The sequence below is a fragment of the Streptomyces sp. NPDC002602 genome, from assembly GCF_042889445.1.
Taxonomy (GTDB): domain Bacteria; phylum Actinomycetota; class Actinomycetes; order Streptomycetales; family Streptomycetaceae; genus Streptomyces.
The window spans coordinates 216,564-235,312 of sequence record NZ_JBIAQX010000012.1 but is presented as its reverse complement, the minus strand read 5'-3'; the positions used below and the strand labels follow the sequence as shown (position 1 = coordinate 235,312).

The 18,749-nt window shown below is 71.0% G+C and carries 14 protein-coding genes; 12 read left to right on the top strand and 2 right to left on the bottom strand.

What is annotated here, in order from left to right; genetic code table 11:
- Positions 1-99: 99 nt before the first annotated feature.
- Positions 100-2,901 carry a BTAD domain-containing putative transcriptional regulator gene (locus tag ACFYW3_RS27710; RefSeq protein WP_389387683.1) on the top strand — a complete coding sequence of 934 codons (2,802 nt, stop codon included), beginning with the start codon at positions 100-102 and terminating at the stop codon, positions 2,899-2,901.
- Positions 2,902-3,166: 265 nt separating this feature from the next.
- Here the strand turns inward: ACFYW3_RS27710 and ACFYW3_RS27705 are convergent, their stop codons facing one another.
- Positions 3,167-4,336 carry an Ig-like domain-containing protein gene (locus ACFYW3_RS27705; RefSeq protein WP_389387682.1) on the bottom strand — a complete coding sequence of 390 codons (1,170 nt, stop codon included), beginning with the start codon at positions 4,334-4,336 and terminating at the stop codon, positions 3,167-3,169.
- Positions 4,337-4,659: 323 nt separating this feature from the next.
- On the opposite strand from ACFYW3_RS27705, the gene ACFYW3_RS27700 reads away from it, so the two are divergent.
- The 7 genes from ACFYW3_RS27700 (at position 4,660) to ACFYW3_RS27670 (ending at position 11,215) form a co-directional block, all read left to right on the top strand.
- Positions 4,660-5,769: a lipid II:glycine glycyltransferase FemX gene (locus ACFYW3_RS27700; RefSeq protein ID WP_389387681.1), complete on the top strand. Its 1,110-nt coding sequence runs from the start codon at positions 4,660-4,662 to the stop codon at positions 5,767-5,769.
- On the top strand, positions 5,766-7,448 hold the full coding sequence (gene murJ, locus ACFYW3_RS27695; protein WP_389387664.1) for a murein biosynthesis integral membrane protein MurJ: 1,683 nt from the start codon (positions 5,766-5,768) through the stop codon (positions 7,446-7,448). Before ACFYW3_RS27700 ends, murJ begins: the two co-directional genes overlap by 4 nt.
- Before the next feature lie 41 nt (positions 7,449-7,489).
- Positions 7,490-8,173: a response regulator transcription factor gene (locus ACFYW3_RS27690; RefSeq protein WP_351759529.1), complete on the top strand. Its 684-nt coding sequence runs from the start codon at positions 7,490-7,492 to the stop codon at positions 8,171-8,173.
- Between the two features lie 6 nt (positions 8,174-8,179).
- Complete coding sequence (locus ACFYW3_RS27685; protein WP_389387663.1) at positions 8,180-9,643, top strand: ATP-binding protein; 1,464 nt, start codon at positions 8,180-8,182, stop codon at positions 9,641-9,643.
- Positions 9,640-10,176, top strand: coding sequence for a hypothetical protein (locus ACFYW3_RS27680; protein ID WP_351759523.1), 537 nt, complete (start codon positions 9,640-9,642; stop codon positions 10,174-10,176). The genes ACFYW3_RS27685 and ACFYW3_RS27680 overlap by 4 nt, the downstream gene beginning before the upstream one ends.
- A gap of 260 nt (positions 10,177-10,436) precedes the next feature.
- Entirely contained in the window at positions 10,437-10,901 is a 465-nt protein-coding gene (locus ACFYW3_RS27675) for a hypothetical protein (RefSeq protein WP_351759520.1), read from the top strand.
- Positions 10,898-11,215 carry a transcriptional regulator gene (locus ACFYW3_RS27670; RefSeq protein ID WP_351759518.1) on the top strand — a complete coding sequence of 106 codons (318 nt, stop codon included), beginning with the start codon at positions 10,898-10,900 and terminating at the stop codon, positions 11,213-11,215. Before ACFYW3_RS27675 ends, ACFYW3_RS27670 begins: the two co-directional genes overlap by 4 nt.
- Before the next feature lie 274 nt (positions 11,216-11,489).
- On the opposite strand, the gene ACFYW3_RS27665 is transcribed toward ACFYW3_RS27670, so the two are convergent.
- The gene (locus tag ACFYW3_RS27665; RefSeq protein WP_351759516.1) at positions 11,490-12,620 is read right to left on the bottom strand and encodes an NADH:flavin oxidoreductase; all 1,131 of its coding nucleotides are present in this window, start codon (positions 12,618-12,620) and stop codon (positions 11,490-11,492) included.
- Between the two features lie 221 nt (positions 12,621-12,841).
- Between ACFYW3_RS27665 and ACFYW3_RS27660 the strand changes: the two genes are divergently transcribed.
- From ACFYW3_RS27660 to ACFYW3_RS27645, 4 genes are all read left to right on the top strand, one after another.
- Complete coding sequence (locus ACFYW3_RS27660) at positions 12,842-13,345, top strand: MarR family transcriptional regulator (RefSeq protein ID WP_351759606.1); 504 nt, start codon at positions 12,842-12,844, stop codon at positions 13,343-13,345.
- 167 nt (positions 13,346-13,512) lie between these two features.
- Positions 13,513-14,391, top strand: coding sequence for a DUF4232 domain-containing protein (locus tag ACFYW3_RS27655; protein ID WP_389387662.1), 879 nt, complete (start codon positions 13,513-13,515; stop codon positions 14,389-14,391).
- Between the two features lie 211 nt (positions 14,392-14,602).
- The gene (locus ACFYW3_RS27650) at positions 14,603-16,486 is read left to right on the top strand and encodes an APC family permease (protein ID WP_389387661.1); all 1,884 of its coding nucleotides are present in this window, start codon (positions 14,603-14,605) and stop codon (positions 16,484-16,486) included.
- Between the two features lie 227 nt (positions 16,487-16,713).
- Positions 16,714-18,651, top strand: a complete 1,938-nt coding sequence (locus tag ACFYW3_RS27645; protein ID WP_389387660.1) for an APC family permease — start codon at positions 16,714-16,716, stop codon at positions 18,649-18,651.
- Positions 18,652-18,749 lie beyond the last annotated feature (98 nt).

Below are 18,749 nucleotides of genomic sequence, written 5' to 3'. Positions count from 1 at the left end.
CAGAGGACCGCCGGATGTGGCCGTTCGCCGGCCGGGAGGTGCTCGACCCCGGGAAGCGCCGCGCTATCCTGAACTCTTTTGCTGGGAGGCATGGGGCAGATGGAGTTCCGGTTGCTCGGAGCGGTGTCGGTCGTCACCGAGGCCGGCGGTCTGCCGCTCGGTCCCGTCAAACGGCGCAGCCTGCTCGCCGCGTTGCTGTTGCGCCCCAATTGCCCCGTGCTGGTCGATCACCTGACGACCGCTCTGTGGGAACACGAACCTCCGGCGCGCGCCCGCAGCGTCATCCAGGGCCATGTGTCGCGGTTACGAGCCTCGCTGACGAGCGCCGACGCCGGGGCGCACGGCGTCGAGTTGGTCACCCAGGGCCCGGCGTACGTCCTGCGCATGCCGAAGTCCCTGCTGGACGTGCACCGCTTCGAAGGCCTGGTGGCTCTGGCCCGTGAGCAGCCTGGGCCGGCCGAGGCCGTGGCGACGTACCGAGAGGCGTTGTCGCTGTGGCAAGGCCCGGCGCTGGCCGACGTGTGCCCGAGCCCACCGCTGCAGGCCGCCGCACAGGCGTTGGAGGAGCTGCGGCTGGCCGCGGTGGAGCAACTTGCCTCGGGGTGCGCGCGGTTGGGGGACCATGCCGGGGCCGCCGCTGTCCTGCGCGCCGAGGCAGTGGCCCACCCGCTGCGCGAATCGCTGTCCGTCGCGCTCATGGAGGCGCTCCGGAGAGCGGGGCGCCGTTCGGAGGCGCTGGACTGGTTCCATCGCACCCGGCGGTTGCTCGCCGACGAACTGGGCGTGGACCCGGGGCCGGAACTGGCGAACGCCTACGCCTCGGCCTTGCGCGGCGGTGAATCAGACGTGGCGCAGGCCACCGGAGGAGACGTGACGCCGGCCATCACAGGGGGCACGGCGAAAGCAGACGCCGCGGTTCCGGTTGCTTCCCCGGTCACCCCGACGGCCGTCCCGCTCCCTGCCGCCGTACCGGACGTCGCTCGGCACGGTGCTCCCGAGCTGCTCCCGCGCGCACCGCGCGGATTCCACGGGCGGGCGGCGGAGCTCCTCGCCCTGTCCCGGGCCGCCACGGGAGAGGCGCCCGTCTGTCTGATCACCGGGCCCGCCGGGGTCGGCAAGACGGCCCTGGTGCTGCATTGGGCACACCACGGCCGTGACGGTTTCCCCGACGGGCGGCTCTACGCCGACCTGCGCGGCTTCGGCGACACGGGCGTGCCGGCCCTGAGGGAAGTGCTGCGCGAGTTCCTGGCGGCGCTCGGTGTCGCGCAGCGCCGGATACCGGAGTCGACGAACGGCGCGGCCGCGCTGTTCCGGTCGCTGACGGCCGACCTCCGGCTCCTCGTGGTGCTCGACAACGCGCGTGACTCCGAGCAGGTCAGGCCGCTCCTGCCAGGCGGTCGCCACTGCGTCACCGTCGTCACCAGCAGGCACCGGCTGTCGGGGCTGATCGTCACCGACATGGCCCGGCCCGTGGCCGTGGACGTGCTCGGGCCGGAGGACGGCACGATGCTCCTCGCCGGGGTACTCGGCACGGAACGGGTGCTCGCGGAGCCGGTGGCCGCGCGGCGGCTGGCCGAGCTGTGCGGCGGGCTGCCGCTCGCACTGCGGGTGGCAGCCGCCAGGCTGGCGCAGCGGCCCGGCTGGTCGCTGGGAGAGATGACCGCCGAGCTGTCCGACGAGACGCGCCGGCTGAGCCTGCTGGACGTGGAGGACACCGGCGTACGGGCGGCGCTGCACCTGACGCTGCGGCAGCTCCCCCCGCAGGTTTCCCGCCAGTTCGCCCAGCTCGGCCGTCACCCCGGCACGCACGTCGACCGGTATGCGGCGGCGGCCCTGGCGGACACTGATCCGGCAGCCGCCGAGATGTCCCTGGAGCGGCTGACCGCGGCGCACCTCGTCACGGAGTCGGCGCCCGGTCGCTGGACGCTGCACGATCTCGTACGGCTCTACGCGCGGAGCCTGGACGCCGGGCCGGATGCGCTCAAGCGCGTGCTCGACCACTACGTCGCCACGGCACTCGCGGCCGTGGCGGCGGCCGAGCCCGGCAACGAGGACTGCTTTCCGCTGCCGGCGGACCACCTGCCGCCCGCCGCCGTGAGGGAGTTCGCCGACCGGTCCGCCGCGGTGGCGTGGTACGCGGCCGAGAGGGACGACCTCACCCTGGCGGTGGCCGCGGCACAGACCGCCGGACTGCACGGCAGGACCTGGCGGATCGTTCTGCTGCTGTGGCCGTTGATCGTGTGGCGGGTGCGGGACGGCTGGGTTCCGCTCCTGGAGACCGCGCTGGAGGCGGCGCGGGCCGACGCCGATCAGCACGGCGAGTCGCGCGTGTTGAACGTGCTCGGCTGGGTTCTGATCGAGGAGGGGCGCATCGCGGAGGCGCTGACTCGTCTGGGGGCCGCCTCCGCGCTCGCCGCCCGGTCCGGTGACGCGGTCGCCGAGGCGAACGCGCTGATCGTCCTGGCCGTGGCGCAAGCGGCACTCGGTGGCCCGGACGAGGCCGCGCGGGGATGCGAACGGGCGCTGGAGCTGGCGCGCAAGGCCGGAAACCGGACCATCGAGAGACTGGCCATGCAGCACCTCGCCCGGCATCGGGTCGACGCCGGGAAATGGCGCCAGGCTCTCGACACGGCGACCGAAGCCCTCGCCTTCGACGATCGCTCGGACACGGCCGACGTGCCCCGGGTACTGCTTCTCATGGCGAGGGGAGAGGCGCTGCTGGGGCTCGGGGACGAGGCCGGGGGCATCCGGCAGCTCGACCAGGCCGCCCGGGAGGCGGAGTCTTCCGGCTACGAGGACGGCGCGGTACGGGCACTCGGCGCGCTGCTGCGGGTATCGGCGGATACGGGGCTTCAGGCGCGATACGACGCGGCGGTCGCGCGACTCACGACGCGAACGTGACTCGGGTGACCTTCCCCTCCCACGAGGAGGGGAAGGGGCCCGGGAAGTCGGGGGAGTCGGAGTGAACAGGCCGTCCCTCCGGGAAGGAGGGACGGCCCCCGGGCGTGCCGGGGGATGGCGAGCGTGTCATGGGTGCCGGGGACGGACATGTTCGAGAGCGCGGTGTCGCTCGCGATGCCCCACGTCCACTCGGCCCGGTCCGCCTGCCCGAGGTTGTGGTGGGCGTCGCCGGCGGTCGACCCGGCCGCCCCGGCAGCGGTGGGCGTCAGCCGTTCCGGGGGGTGCCGGACAAGGCGCTCCTGGCCTTCCACTGATCCCACGACAGGTTCCACTCGCCGTAGCCGTTGCCGATGTCCGCGTTGCCCTTGGAGCCCTCGCCGACCACCTCGAAGGCGTCGCCGATCTGGGACTGTCCGAAGAACTCCCCGGCGTCGGCGTCGCTCATCCCCACGCAGCCGGAACTGCTGTTGACGCGGCCGAAGGCGCCCTCGTTCCACGGGGCGGCGTGCGCGTACATGCCGGACCAGGTGAGGCGCATCGAGTAGTCGACCATCTTGTCGTAGGCGTTCTCCAGGCCCACCGTCCGGGAGTCCATCCGGATGGTGCCCTCCTTCGACATGATCACCATCTTCCCGGACCAGGAGGCCTTCTTGCCGCCCGGGGTGCCGGCCGAGATCGGGACCGTTGCGAGCTGTCGGCCGTCCTGGGTCACCGACATCCTCTTGGTGTCGAGGCTGACCCGGATCCGACGATCCTTGCCGATCTTGAACTCGGTGTCGTAGTCCCGGGTGAACATGCCTCCGCCCTTCCCGGAGTCCACGCCGTTCAGGTGCATCTCGACCTTCACGTCCGTGCCGGACCTCCAGTACTCCTTGGGCCGCCAGTCGACGCGGTCGTTGCCGGAATAGTCCTTGATCCAGCCCCAGGTGCCCTCGGTGTTGTTCGAGGTGGTGACCTTGAGTTGTTTCTCGACCTCCGCCTTGTTCGTCACCGGGTTGTCGAAGACGAGCGACACCGGCATCGCCACGCCCACCGAGCTGCCTTTGGAGATGTTGATCGAGACCTTGTTCACCTTGTCGGCGGCGCTGGTCCTGAACCGGGTGGTGGCGCTCTGACTGTCGCCGTTCTGCGCCTCGACCCTGTACTCCGCGCCGGGAGCGGCGTTGCGCTCCGACGTCCAGGTCCTTCCGTCGTCGGATATCTTCCCCGGCAGTTCCGCGCCCTTGGCGTCGGTCACCTTCACTTGGGCCAGTTTGCCGTCGGCGACCGTCACGGTCACCGGACGGCCCGCCGTGACCTGGCCGCCCGTCTGGCCGACCGAGACCGCCATGGGCGCCTTCGGCTTCAGCTCGGTCTTGTCCTTGTCGTCACCGCCACCGTCACTCCCGCCCGAACAGGCGGTCAAAGAGGCGGCCAGAAGTGCGGTGCCCGCCATGGCGGTGCGGCGTATACGGCTCAACGAAGGGCCCTTTCCAGGAGCGGTGGTGGTGAACGTTCGCAAAAGAGGATGCGAGCGGCTCGACTCCAGGTTCCCGGATCGCGGGAAAAGGTCGTCCATTTCCCTGTGACGCCGACCGCAGCCAAACGGTCATCATCCGGTCACAAATGCTGCGCGCTCCGGTCACGGTCGGCTGTGAAAGTCCTGTTGAGTGCCCGTCAGGGAGACCAGGAAGAACAGGGAGGCCGACAGCCGTGTGCGCACTGCTCGTGAACCCCGCTCGGCAGGACCACGACCACGACCAGGACCGGGAGCTCCGCGTGCGCACCCTGTCGGTCGCCGAATATCAGACGTTCCTTTCCCGGCACGGCGGGGCGAGCTTTCTCCAATACCCTTCCTGGGCCCGTGTAAAGGACCTCTGGCGCTCGGAGAGTTTCGGATGGCATTATCCGGACGGCGAGATTCAGGGTGCCGGACTCGTTCTCTATCGACAGTTTCCCGGAACCCGCAAATACTTCGCCTACATACCCGAGGGTCCCGTCGCCGACTGGTCCGATCCGTACATCGACCGCTGGCTCACCCCGCTCCTGCGCCACCTGCGTGCCCAGGGCGCCTTCGCCGTCCGCATGGGCCCCACCCCCGCCTACCGCCGTTGGGACGCGACCGCCGTCAAGTCCGGCGCCGGGCCCGGCCGGCAGATGTCCGATGTCCTCGCCACCGAGGTCGACCCGGTGGGCGCCGCCCTCGCCGACCGGCTGCGCACCCGCGGTTGGAGGCGGTGCGGCGGCGAGGACGACGGCGACGCCCAGCCCCGCCACGTCTTCCGAGTGCCGCTGGCCGGCCGCTCCCTCGACGACGTGTGGGCGGGCCTCAACCAGGAATGGCGGCGCAACGTGCGCAAGGCCGAGAAGGCCGGTGTACAGACGTTCATCGGCACCTTCGCGGACCTGCCCGAGTTCTACCGCCTGCTGCGCGTCACCGAGGAGCGCGACGGGTTCCGGCTCGGCCGCTCACTCGCCTACTACGAGCAGCAGTACCGGGTGCTCAACGAGGAGGCGCCGGGCCGCATGCGCCTCTACCTGGCCGTCCACCAGGGGGAGATCCTCGCGGCCCACACGATGATCGTCGCCGGCGGACGCGTCTGGTACCAGACCGGCGCCTCCGCCGACCACCGGCGCGAGGTACGGCCGAGCAACGCCCTGCAGTGGCGCATGATGTCCGACGCCCACGCCCTCGGCGCACAGGAGTACGACATGCGCGGGGTGTCCTCCACCCTCGACCCGACGGCGCGTTCGTACGGTCTGCTGCGCTGGAAGCTCGGCACCGGAGGACAGGTCGTCGAAACGCTCGGAGAGTGGGAGACACCGATGGACGGAGTCGCCAACGCGGCGCTCCACAAGGCGTTCCAGGCCTACCTGGCCCGCCGGTGACGGCCACCGACACCGGGTCCGGAAGCAGGGCGGCCACCCCTGGTGGCACCCGCGGCGCGGCGCCGGCGAAGACCTCGGTGCTGCGCAGCGGCGTGCTCATGGCAGCAGGCTCGATCGTCTCCCGCGCAACCGGCTTCATCCGCTCCGCCGTGGTCGTCGCGGCGCTGGGCACCGGCCTCCTCGGCGACGGCTACGCCGTCGCCAACACCATCCCCAACATCCTGTACATCCTGCTCATCGGCGGCGCGCTCAACGCCGTCTTCCTGCCCGAGCTGGTCCGGGCCGCCAAGGAGCACGCGGACGGCGGAGCCGCCTACACCGATCGGCTGCTCACCGCCTGCACCGCGGCCCTCGTGGCACTCACCGCCGCCGCGGTCCTCGCCGCCCCGCTGATCGTCTCGGCGTACACCGGCTACAGCGGCGACCAGGCGAGTACCACCGTGGCCCTCGCCCGGTACTGCCTGCCGCAGATCCTCTTCTACGGGCTCTTCACCCTGCTCGGCCAAGTACTCAACGCCCGCGGCCGGTTCGGCGCCATGATGTGGACCCCGGTCCTCAACAACCTCGTGATCATCGGCGTCTTCGGGCTCTTCCTCCACGTGTCCCACGACGCGGCGGGCGGCCTCACCGCCGCCGAGACCCGGCTCCTGGGCCTCGGCACCACCGCCGGCATCGTCCTCCAGGCCCTCGCCCTCGTTCCCTCGTTGCGCGCCGCCCGCTTCCGTTGGCGTCCCCGCTTCGACTGGCGCGGAAGCGGTCTCGCCCGCCCGCTGCGCAACGCCGGCTGGTTGGTGATGCTGGTCCTCACCAACCAGATCGCCTATTGGGTCGTCACCCGGCTCTCCACCACCGCGGGCCGGCACGCCGCCCAGGCGGGTCTCGCCGGCGGCGCCGGCTACACCGCCTACAGCAACGCCTATCAGCTGTGGATCGTCCCGCAGGGCATCATCACCGTCTCCCTCGTCACCGCCCTGATGCCCCGGATGAGCTCGGCCGCCGCAGAGGGGGACCTCGCCGCCCTGCGTCGCGACGTCTCCTACGCCCTGCGCTCCAGCGCCGCCTTCGTGGTGCCGGCCGCCGCGCTGTTCGCCGCCCTCGCCCCCTGGGTGATGGGCAGCGTCTTCGAGTACGGCCGCACCGGCGGAGCCGACATCGAGGTGATGGCGGGCATGCTCATCGCCTTCGCACCCGGCCTGATCGCCTTCTCCGCTCAGTACGTCCTCTCGCGCGGCTTCTACGCCCTCTCCGACACCCGAACGCCCTTCTTCCTGAACCTGGTCATCGCCGGACTCAACGCCGCGCTGTCCGCGGGCGCCTACTTCCTGCTGTCCCCGCGCTGGGCGGTCACCGGCATGGCCGCGGCCTCCTCCGTCGCCTTCCTCGCGGGCGCCGCCGTCACCGCGTACACCCTCGCGCGCAGGCTCGGCCCGCGCGCGGGAACCCGTACCGAACGCCGTGCGAGTGCCGTACGGACCCACCTCCGGCTGCTGGCCGCCTGCGCACCGGCGGCCGTCGCCGGGTACGCGGCCGCCCGCGCCGCCGACACCTTCGGCGACTTCACCGCGGTCGGGGCGGGAACCGCCGCCCTCTCGCTTGTCGTCGTACTCCTCGCCCGGCCACTGCGCCTGACGGAGATCACCGAGCTGTTGGACTCCCTGCGCGGCAAGTTCGGTCGGTAGGGGGAGGCAAGGCCAACGCACAACCCAGGGATACTGACCGGATGCCACGTGTACTGCTGATCGAGGACGACCCTTCCATCCGGGAGGGCGTGGGCCTCGGCCTGCGCCGCCGCGGCCACGAGGTGAGTTCCGCCGAGACGGGTGAGGAGGGGCTCGCCCTGATGGACGGCTTCCGTCCGGAGCTCGTCCTCCTCGACCTGATGCTGCCGGGGATCAACGGCGTCCAGGTCTGCCGCCGCATACGCGAGACCAGCCAGGTGCCGATCATCATGCTCACCGCACGCGGCGACGACTTCGACATCGTCGTCGGCCTCGAGGCCGGGGCCGACGACTACATCGTCAAACCCGCCCGCACCGAGGTCATCGAGGCCCGTGTCAAAGCCGTACTGCGCCGCCTGATCGAGCCGGCGGGCACCCGCCCCGGCATCGAACACCACGGCGAGGTGACCATCGACCGCGCCGGGCTGAGCGTCGCCAAGAACGGCGAACGCGTGCCCCTCGCACCCAGCGAGATCAAGCTCCTGCTGCACCTGTCGGCCTCGCCCGAGCAGGTCTTCTCCCGCCGGCAGCTCCTGGAGTACGTCTGGGACCACAGCTACCACGCCGACGCCCGGCTCGTGGACGCCTGCGTCCGACGCCTGCGCCACAAGATCGAGGACCCGGATGCCGCCCCCCGCTACATACAGACCGTGCGTGGCTTCGGCTACCGCTTCGGTCCCCTGTAGGCCCCGGTGCGACGCATAGCTCCGCTGGGCCTGCGGACCCGGCTGATCGCCGCCTTCCTGCTGGTCGCCGCGATCAGCGCGGTGAGCACCGCCGCCCTCACCTACCAGCAGGCGCGCACCGCGATCCTCAAGCAGACCCAGGACACCGCCGTCAGCACGCTGCGGGACCAGGTCGAACAGTTGGAGATGCGCCTCCCGCTGGACGAGGCCGAGCTCCAACGGGCCGTCATCGAACTCGGCAAGCGCGGCAAACCGCACCCGTGGATCGTCTTCGGTGAGTACGGCGGTCTGCGCGTCTCCACCAACCCCGACACACCGACCTCCGGTGTGATCACGGACGACCTGCGGGAGAGGGTCCGCCGCCACGACTACACCGCCTTCCAGCGAGTCGAGGACGAGCGCGGCAAGCCGTGGCTCACGGTGGGCGTCCCCGCCGTCTTCCAGCACAACGGATTCATGGAATCCACCGGAGCCGTCTTCTTCGCCAGCGTTCCGCTCTCCACCGAGCGGCAGACCGTCGAGGCCATGGTCGACGCCGCCAAACAAGGCGCCGTCCCCGGCCTCGCCATCGCGATCGTGCCGGCCCTGCTGGCCGCGCGCAGCGTACTGCGCCCCGTACGCCGACTGCGCACCGCGGCCCAGCGGATGGGTCGGGGGCAGTTGGACACCCGGATCGAGGTCAGGGGAGCGGACGAGCTCGCCGGACTCGCCCGGACCTTCAACGAGACGGCCGGCGCGCTGGAACGCTCCGTGGAGGAACTGCGGCAGGCCGAGGTCCGCGCCCGCCGGTTCGCCTCCGACGTCTCCCACGAACTGCGCACCCCCCTCGCCGGGATGCTCGCCGTCACCGAGGTCCTGGACGAGGACGCCGAGAGCCTCGACGCCGACACGGCCAAGGCTCTGCGGCTGATCAGCGCCGAGACCGGCAAACTCGCCGTGCTCGTCGAGGACCTCATGGAGATCTCCCGGTTCGACGCCCGGGCCGCCGAACTCAACCTCGACGACGTGGACATCGCCGAAGCCGTTCGCAAGACCCTGGAACGCCGCCACTGGGTCGACGACCGCGTCGTCACCGAACTGCCGGACGAAGTGCGCGCGCGTCTCGACCCGCGCCGCTTCGACGTGATCCTCGCCAACCTCGTCGGCAACGCCCTGCGGCACGGCGGCGCGCCCGTACGCGTCACCGTACGGACCACGCCGGGCCAGGGAGGCAAGGACGGCCAGGACGGCGACCGCCTGGTGATCGATGTCGCCGACAGCGGACCCGGCATCGCACCCGAGGTGCTGCCGCACATCTTCGACCGGTTCTTCAAGGCCGACGCGGCCCGGACCCGGTCCGCCGGCAGCGGCCTCGGACTCGCCATCACCCTGGAGAACGTCCGCCTGCACGGGGGCACGCTCCTCGCGTGCAACGGGCCTTCCGGGGGAGCCGTCTTCACCATCGACATGCCAGTGGAGGCCCGCACATGACACGCCGGAGGACGAGCATTCGAGCCACCACGGCCACGGCGGCGCTGACGGGCTGCGCCCTGCTGCTCACCGGATGCGGGATCAAGCGCACCGGGGTGATCGAGAGCGGCCACGCCGCGACCGTCAAGGTCTCCGGGTCCGGCAAGAGCACTGTCCTCTACTTCGTCTCGAAGGAGGGCGGCCGGCTCGTTCCTGCCCCGTTCACCCTGTTCGACGGCTACACCCTCGCGCCCGCGGCACTCGTCCGCCTGCTGCTGGGCGGCCCCGTGGGCCGGGCCCGGGAGGCCGGACTCACCACGGAGCTGCCCCGGCTGCCCGCCGGGAAGGCGGACGCGGTGACGGTGAGTCCGTACGTGCAGGAGCGGGGGATGACGGTCCGTGTGCCGTTCCCCGTCGGGAACCTGTCGGCCCTGGCCCGCATGCAACTCGTGTGCACCGTCGGCCTCTCCGCCGTCGCGGACACCCGCAGCTCCGTCACCCTCCAGGGCACCGACACCGCCCTCCCCGCCGACGAGTGCGACCTGGAGCGCTGATCGGCGCCCGTCGCCGAGGAGGACCGCAGGCCGTCGGCCACCAGCCAGGACCCCGAGGACGCTCGGCTCCGTTCCCCCGGTCCGGACGGCACACGGCTCGACCCGCGCCGGGGGACGTCTTCGCGTACAGGGCCATCTGCCGGGCCGTCGCCGACCACGGCCGCCGGTGGTCGGGTTGCTGTTGCTCCGATCCCGACGCTTGACTTTCCCACTGGGAAAGTGGGACGCTCACTTTCCTACTGGGAAAGTGAGGAGTCGCCATGACCGACATCACTCCGGAGCAGGCCGGCACGGCCCTGGAAGCAGTCGAGCGCGCCCGCCATCAGGTCGCCGAGGAGGTGGGCCTGCCCCGTGGTTACTGGTGGTCGATGGCCGCCGGTTGGCTTCTGCTGGGGGTGCTCGGCAGCCTGGCGTCGCCCTGGCCGGCCGGGGTCGCGACCGTGGCCTTCGGCATGGGGCACGCGATGCTCGCGTCACGGCTGCTCGACGGTCGCCGGCGCACTGGCCAGGTACGGATCAGCAGGACGGTCGCGGGTCGCCGCGTCCCCTTCGTCGTGATCGGCATGCTGGTCGGGTTCGTCGTGGTCACCGTCGCGGCGGCGCTCGCGCTCGACGCCGACGGCGCCGACCACGCCGGCATCTGGGCGGCCGCGCTGGTCGCGCCCGTGATCGGATTCGGCGGGCCGGAAATGCTGCGGGTGCTGCGCGGGTGGGTGCGGGCGTGACGGACGCGCGTTTCGATGAACTGATCCATCCCAGCACCCGCCTGTCGCTGGTGGCGACACTGGCAGCGGTCGACTGGGCGGAATTCGCCTTCCTCAAGGACCGGGTCCAGTTGTCCGACTCGGCGCTGTCGAAACAGCTCACGACACTCGAAGAAGCCGGCTACGTCGCCACGGAACGCCGCCTCAGCGGCAGCCGCCACAAGCGCTACGCGCGGCTCACCGGCGACGGGCGAGAAGCCTTCAACGGCCATGTCGCGGCACTGCGGGCGATCCTGGCCGGCGCCACGACCCCGGCTGAGGGCCCGAGGTCGTAAGCCTCGTCGGCGTGTCGCTCGGCGGCGGCGCGGGAGGAGGGAGGCGCGAGGACGACGTTCACCGTCCTTCCGGGCTCCGGGCGTCGTACGCGCCGCCCGGCACACCGAGGCACCACGTGGCCCCTGATGTCGGAGCCGCCGACGCCGGCCGCCGGGCGCGGGTTGTCACTCTGGTGGGCCCGGCCGCTTCGGAGCGCGGATGCCCCGTGACCTCGGCGAACCGACGTCACGGGGCATCCGCGGGCCCGTCATGCGGACGGCTGTCGGCCTCTGGCTACCGGCTGAGCGACTTGAGCGCCGCCGCGTCGTACGGCTTCAGCTCGTCGAAGCGGTTGCCGAGGACCTTCGCCGCCCACTGCGGGTCCTGGAGCAGGGCCCGACCGACGGCGACCATGTCGAACTCGTCGCGTTCCATGCGGTCCAGGAGGTTGTCGATGTCACCGAGCGCCGCACCCTCGCCCGCGAAGGCGCGGATGAAGTCGCCGTCGAGGCCGACCGAGCCGACGGTGATGGTCGGCAGGCCGGTGAGCTTCTTGGTCCAGCCCGCCAGGTTCAGGTCCGAGCCCTCGAACTCGGGCAGCCAGTAGCGCCGGGTGGAGGCGTGGAACGCGTCGACGCCCGCCGCCGCCAGCGGGGCCAGGATCGCCTCCAGCTCCTCCGGGGTCTGCGCGAGCCGGGCGTCGTAGGCCTCCTGCTTCCACTGGGAGTAGCGGAAGATCACCGGGAAGTCGGCCGGGACGCGCTCGCGGACCGCGGCCACGATCTCCGCGGCGAACTTCGTACGGGCCACCGCGTCGCCGCCGTAGGCGTCGGTGCGGCGGTTGGTCCGCTCCCACAGGAACTGGTCGAGCAGGTAGCCGTGAGCGCCGTGCAGTTCGACGCCGTCGAATCCGATCCGCTCGGCCTCCTCGGCGGCGTCGGCGAAAGCGCCGATGACGTCGTCGAGGTCGGCGCGGGTCATCGCCTTGCCGGTCCCCTCGGTGCCGTCGACGCGGATGCCGGAGGGGCCGACGGCGGGGGCGTCGGCATACGGCTCCTCGCCCTGCTTGCGCACCATGCCTATGTGCCACAGCTGAGGCACGATCGTGCCGCCCGCCTCGTGCACGGCCGCGGCGACCTTCGCCCACCCCGCCAACTGGTCCTCGCCGTGGAACCGCGGCACCCGGTCGCTCTGTCCGGCGGAATCGTGGCCGACGTAGGTGCCCTCGGTGACGATCAAGCCCACACCCGCGGCGGCCCGGCCGGCGTAGTAGGCCTGGACGTCCTCGCCGGGCACGCCGCCGGGGGAGAACATCCGGGTCATCGGCGCCATCACGATGCGGTTGGGGACGGTCAGGCCGTTCAGCTTGACGGGCCGGGACAGGATCTCGGCCGCGCGGGAGGCGGTGGACGTGGTGACGGTCATGAGGGTCCTCCGGGTTGAGGCTGTGGCTCGTCGGACGACAACGAGAAGTGCATAGTACACATCCTGTGTATCATGCATATTGCGGGCCCGGTCGTCGCGCGGCGCCGCCCACGGATCGAGCCCGGTACAGGGGTCCGCCGGTTTCCGGGATCACGGTCCGCGATAATGGGGCGCCGGAAGGAACGGGAGGCGCAGTGCTGGAGAAACTGGAACGGGAGCTGATGCTGCTCTCGCGGCACCAGGTGCTTGCCCGGCGCGAGCGCGACCCCGAACGCCTGGAGCGTTCGGCGTACCTGCTGCTCAGTCGAATCGACACGGAAGGCCCCATGTCCATCGGGCAGTTGGCGGAGGCCTTCGGACTCGACACCTCGACCGTGAACCGCCAGACGGCCGCGCTGCTGCGCTGTGGTCTGGCCGAGCGCGTCGCGGACCCGGAAGGCGGCATGGCCCGCAAGCTGTGCATCACGGTTGAAGGCGGGCGCCGGCTCGCCGAGGACCGCGAGGTCAACCGGTCCTGCCTGGCCCGGGTGGTCGCCGACTGGTCCCCTGAGGCGGTACGGGAGCTGGAGGACGTCCTGGTCCGGCTCAACCGCAGCGCCGAGGCCCTCGAAGGGCGGTACTGGCCGCGCGCGGAGGAAGACGACACCCGCGTCGCCTGCCACCCGCAGGTCCCGCACGAATCCCGGACAGCCGCTCCGTCGGCATCCGCGACTCCCGCGCCGTAGGGACGCCCGCGGCCCGCCCCGCGGAAACGGCCCCACATCGGGCGGCGCCCACCCCGGGGGAGCGGTCGGGCCGCGGTCGACTGTCGGCCGTGTTCTGTGACGGCACTGTGACCAGGTGTGTGTCCTCGATCACTGTCGGCCCCGTGGGTACCTGATCTGCTGGGCCCATGCGCCCTGTTGCCCCGATCACCCTGTCCGCCGTCCTCGCCGGCACCGTGCTGCTCGCCGGTTGCGGAACACAGCACGGCCTCTCCGGCGGCGCGCGAACGTCAGGTTCGCCGTCGTGCAGACCCTCCCCGCCCGCCGCCGCCACCGGAACCGAGCGGGACGACGTGACCCTCCTCGACCCGGGTTGCGGATCCCCCTCGGCCACCGAGTTCCAGGTCGCCAACAACGGTACGGAGAAGCTCACTTACAGCATCGGCTTCGACGTCCTGAACGACTCCGGCCAGGTGATGGGCAACACCCGACAGACCGTGGCGGCCGTGGGCCCCGGCCAGACCGTCAAGGCCACCGTCGACCCGGGTGCGTCGGCGCCCGGCGGTGGCGCCGTGTCGCGCATTCGGATCAACCAGGTGCGGGCCGTGCCCGCGGCCGAGGCGCCGTCCACCGCAGGGGCGTGCCCGCCCTCCGGCATCCACCTCTCGGCGGACGAGGGCAATGCCGCGATGGGGCTACGGGTGGTGGGGCTGCGCCTGACCAACTGCGGGACCGGACCTTACCGCCTCAGCGGCCATCCCGGGCTACAGCTCCTCGACGAGAAGAGGGCGCCGGTGACCGGCGTCCGCATTCTCCAGGGCACCGAGGAGATCTCCACCGGGCTCGAACCGGGCTCGGCACCCCAGGCCGTGACCCTGCAGCCGGGCGAATCCGCACACAGTTCACTGGCGTGGCGCAACACCACGGGTTCGGGCGATGCGGTGAACGTGCCCTACGTCAGGGTGACCGCCAAGCCCGGAGCGCCGGCCGTGACCGTGACACCCGAACTCGACCTCGGGACCACGGGCCGACTCGGCGTCGGCGCGTGGCGCAAGACGACGTCCTGAGGGCTCACGTACCCGAAGCGGCACCCGCGCGGCCCCGGCAGGCCCACGAGCCACCGGCGCGTGTACTCGACCGCCGCGTCCCTTGCCACCCCGGCGTCAAAGGCACGTGAAGGCCGCAGTGGCGGCCATATGGATCTCGCCAAGAGCACTGGAGATCCGGCCATGACATTCCGACGCTGTCCTCACCTTGTCCAACGGAGGAACAGCGAAGATGGCCGTACACATGGGAAAGCCGAGCACGGCAGGGCAGGAACCGAGCGTGGAGGAGCCTCCTGATCCCGGCGCGCGGACCGCCTCGGCAGGGGACCGGCATCGACTGACCGCCTTGCAGGGCCTTGCCGCGTTGTCGCTCGACGCGATGGCCTCCGTGGCGTACGGGCCCGAGTCGATCGTTCTCGTCCTGGCCGCGGCCGGTGCGTACGGCATGGGCTTCACACTCCCGGTCACGCTCGCGATCACCGCGCTGCTCGCGGTACTCGTCGCCTCGTACCGGCAGGTGATCGCCGAGTTCCCCGACGGCGGCGGCTCCTACGCCGTCGCGAGGAAGCACCTCGGCCGGCGTACGAGTCTGGTCGCCGCGGCCTCGCTGATCCTCGACTACGTGTTGAACGTCGCGGTGTCCGTCACCGCCGGCGTGGCCGCCCTGACCTCAGCCTTCCCGGAACTGTACGGGCAGCGGGTCTGGATCTGCGTGGGCATCCTGGGCCTGGTGACCGCGGTGAATCTGCGCGGGGTCGTGGACTCCGCCAAGGCGTTCCTCGTCCCGACCGCCGTCTTCGTCTGCTCGATCATGGCGATGGTCGTCGTAGGGCTCTTCCGTGACGGCCCGGTCAGTACCGCCTCGGCCGCCGGGCATGCCTCGGTGCTCGGCGAAGGTGCCACCACCGTCGGCGCGCTCCTGCTGCTCAAGGCCTTCGCCGCCGGCTGTTCGGCACTGACCGGTGTGGAGGCCGTGGCGAACGCCGTGCCGTCCTTCCGGGCCCCGGCGGCCCGCCGCGCCCAGCGCACCGAGGTCGCACTCGGCGTGCTCCTGGGCGTGATGTTGACAGGTCTGTCGATCCTCATCGGCCGCTTCCACCTCCAGCCGGCCGAGGGCGTGACGGTCCTCGCCCAGCTCGCGGACGCCTCCTTCGGTCACAACGCGGCCTTCTACGTGGTCCAGTTCGCCACCATGGTGTTGCTGGCGCTCGCCGCGAACACCTCCTTCGGCGGGTTGCCCGTCCTGATGAGCCTGCTGGCTCGTGACAACCACCTGCCGCACTTCTTCGCGCTGAAGGCGGACCGCCAAGTGCACCGTCACGGCGTCCTCGCGCTGGCAGCGCTGTCCGCCGTCCTGCTGGTCTTCTCCGGCGGTGACACCCGTACCCTCGTCCCGCTCTTCGCCATCGGCGTCTTCGTCGGCTTCACCATCTGCCAGGTCGGTATGGTCCGGCACTGGCACCGCGAACGCCCGCGCGGCCGGCGGAGGAAAGCCGCGCTCAACGGCTTCGGCGCCCTGCTGACCGGCGTCTCGGCCGTCGTCGTCACCGCCACGAAGTTCACCGATGGCGCCTGGCTGATCGTCGTCGCGCTGCCACTGACCGTCCTCGGCTTCGAGAGGATCAACCGGGCGTACGCCGAGATCGGCGAACGCCTGGAGCTCGGCCGCATCCCGCAGGCTCCCCGGCGCCCCCGCTCCCTGGTCGTCGTTCCCGTATCCGGTCTCTCGCGCCTGACCTGCCAGGCCCTCACCACCGCCCGCTCCCTCGGCGACGAGGTCCTCGCCGTGACCGTCACCCACCCGGTCCCCGAGGACCAACGGGCAGCCGAAGCCCTCAGGCGGGACTGGGAGTTGTGGAATCCGGGAGTCGAGCTGATCGAGCTCCCCTCGGCCACCCGTTCGCTCGGCCGGCCGCTTTCCGGTTACGTCCGCGAGCTGACGCGGACCCACCCGGACGCCCAGGTGACCGTTCTGATCCCGGAGACCGAACCCGCCCACCTGTGGCAACGGATTCTTCACAACCAGCGCGGATCCGTCGTGGCCCACGCCGTCCGCCGCGACACGGACGCGGTGATCTGCCGACTGCGGTTCCGCGTCATGGCCGACAGGCGTTGATCCACACTTCGCCGGTTCCCCGCGGGGGCGGCCTCCGTCCGGGCCGCACCCGCCCCTGCGTCTTCCCGTGGTCGGGATGACTCGTACCACGACACAGGCACCTCCATCTGCGTTAAGGACACGTCAGGATTGGTCCCATCGCGGGCATAAGTGATCAGACTGCGTACTCTTGCTCAGCCGTCGACGTCGATGGCTGAATCTTTGCCGTACGACAGGAGCCCCCCACGATGGCCACCCCTGCCCGCACGTCGCGCCTGCGCGCGTGGCTGCTGGAAGGCTTGACCGCGCAGGACAGTTCACCCGCCGCCAAGGAGGCGGCGGCCCAGCCCCACGGCCGGCCGTGGTGGCGGGTCATGTGCCTGACGGGTCTCGACTACTTCTCCACCCTCGGCTACCAGCCCGGCATCGCCGCCCTGGCCGCCGGGCTGCTGTCGCCCCTGGCGACCATCGTGCTGGTCCTGCTCACCCTCTTCGGCGCGCTGCCCGTCTACCGGCGGGTGGCCGAGGAGAGCCCCCACGGCGAAGGCTCCATCGCCATGCTGGAGCGGCTCCTGACGTTCTGGAAGGGCAAGCTCTTCGTCCTGACCCTGCTGGGGTTCGCGGCGACCGACTTCCTCATCACCATCACCCTTTCGGCCGCGGACGCCACCGCGCACCTGGTGGAGAACCCGCACCTCACCAGCACCCTTCACGGGCACGAGGTGCTGATCACCCTGATCATGATCGCGCTACTCGGCGCGGTCTTCCTCAAGGGGTTCAGCGAGGCCATCGGCGTCGCCGTCGTCCTGGTCGCCACCTACCTCGGCTTGAACGTCGTCGTGGTGGCCGTCGGTCTGTGGAACGTGATCACCCAACCGCAGGTCATCACCGACTGGACGACCGCGCTGACCACCGAACACGGCAACCCCTTCATGATGATCGCCATCGCGCTCATCGTGTTCCCGAAGCTCGCGCTCGGCCTCTCCGGCTTCGAAACGGGTGTCGCGGTCATGCCCCACGTCAAGGGCGATCCCCAGGACACGGAGCAAAAGCCGGCCGGGCGGATCCGAGGCGCCAAAAAGCTCCTGACGACCGCCGCGATCATCATGAGCGTCTTCCTGATCTGCTCCAGCTTCATCACCACCCTGCTCATCCCACCCGCCCAGTTCCAGCCAGGCGGCGAGGCCAACGGCCGCGCCCTGGCCTACCTGGCCCACGAGTACCTGGGCTCGGCCTTCGGCACGGTCTACGACATCTCCACGATCCTGATCCTGTGGTTCGCCGGCTCCTCCGCCATGGCGGGCCTGCTCAACCTGATGCCGCGCTACCTGCCCCGCTACGGCATGGCCCCGCAGTGGGCCCGCGCACTGCGTCCCATGGTCATCGTGTTCACGCTGGTCGCGTTCCTGGTGACCTGGATCTTCGACGCCGACGTGGACGCCCAGGGAGGCGCGTACGCCACAGGCGTGCTCGTCCTGATCACCTCGGCGGCGGTCGCCGTGACCATCGCCGCCCGGCGCGCGGGGGAGCGCGGCTGGACGATCGGCTTCGGGATCATCTCGGCCGTCTTCATCTACACGACCGCCGTGAACGTCGTCGAACGCCCCGACGGTGTGAAGATCGGCGCCTGCTTCATCGGCGGCATCATGGCGCTCTCCCTGCTGTCGCGGCTCGCCCGCGTCTTCGAGCTGCGCGTCACGCACGTGGAACTCGACGACATGGCGGAGCGGTTCGTCCGAGACACCGCCAACCGCACCATCCGCTTCATCGCCAACGAGCCGGACAACCGGGACAGGACCGAGTACCGCGAGAAGGTCGAGCAGATCCGCGCGGACAACGACATCCCGTCAGGTGACGACGTGATGTTCGTCGAGGTCACCGTCCTGGACGCGTCCGAGTTCGAGTCCGGCATGCGGGTGCGCGGAGAGGTGCTCCACGACCGCTACCGCGTCCTGACCCTGGAGAGCTCCAGCATCCCCAACGCTCTGGCCGCGCTGCTCCTGTGGGTGCGGGACGAGACCGGGCAGCGCCCGCACATCTACTTCGAGTGGACCGAGGGCAACCCGATGGCCAACTTCTTCCGCTTCTTCCTCTTCGGCCAGGGCGAGGTCGCCCCCGTCACCCGCGAGGTCATCCGGGAAGCCGAACCGGACCGGGCCCGCCGCCCCCACGTCCACGCCGGCTGACCTCCGAGGCCCGACGTCAAGATGCCGAGGGGAATCCCGCCAGGCCCTCGCGATGGCGAGGTGTCGGCGCCGTTGCCGCCCTGACCCTGGAAGCCACT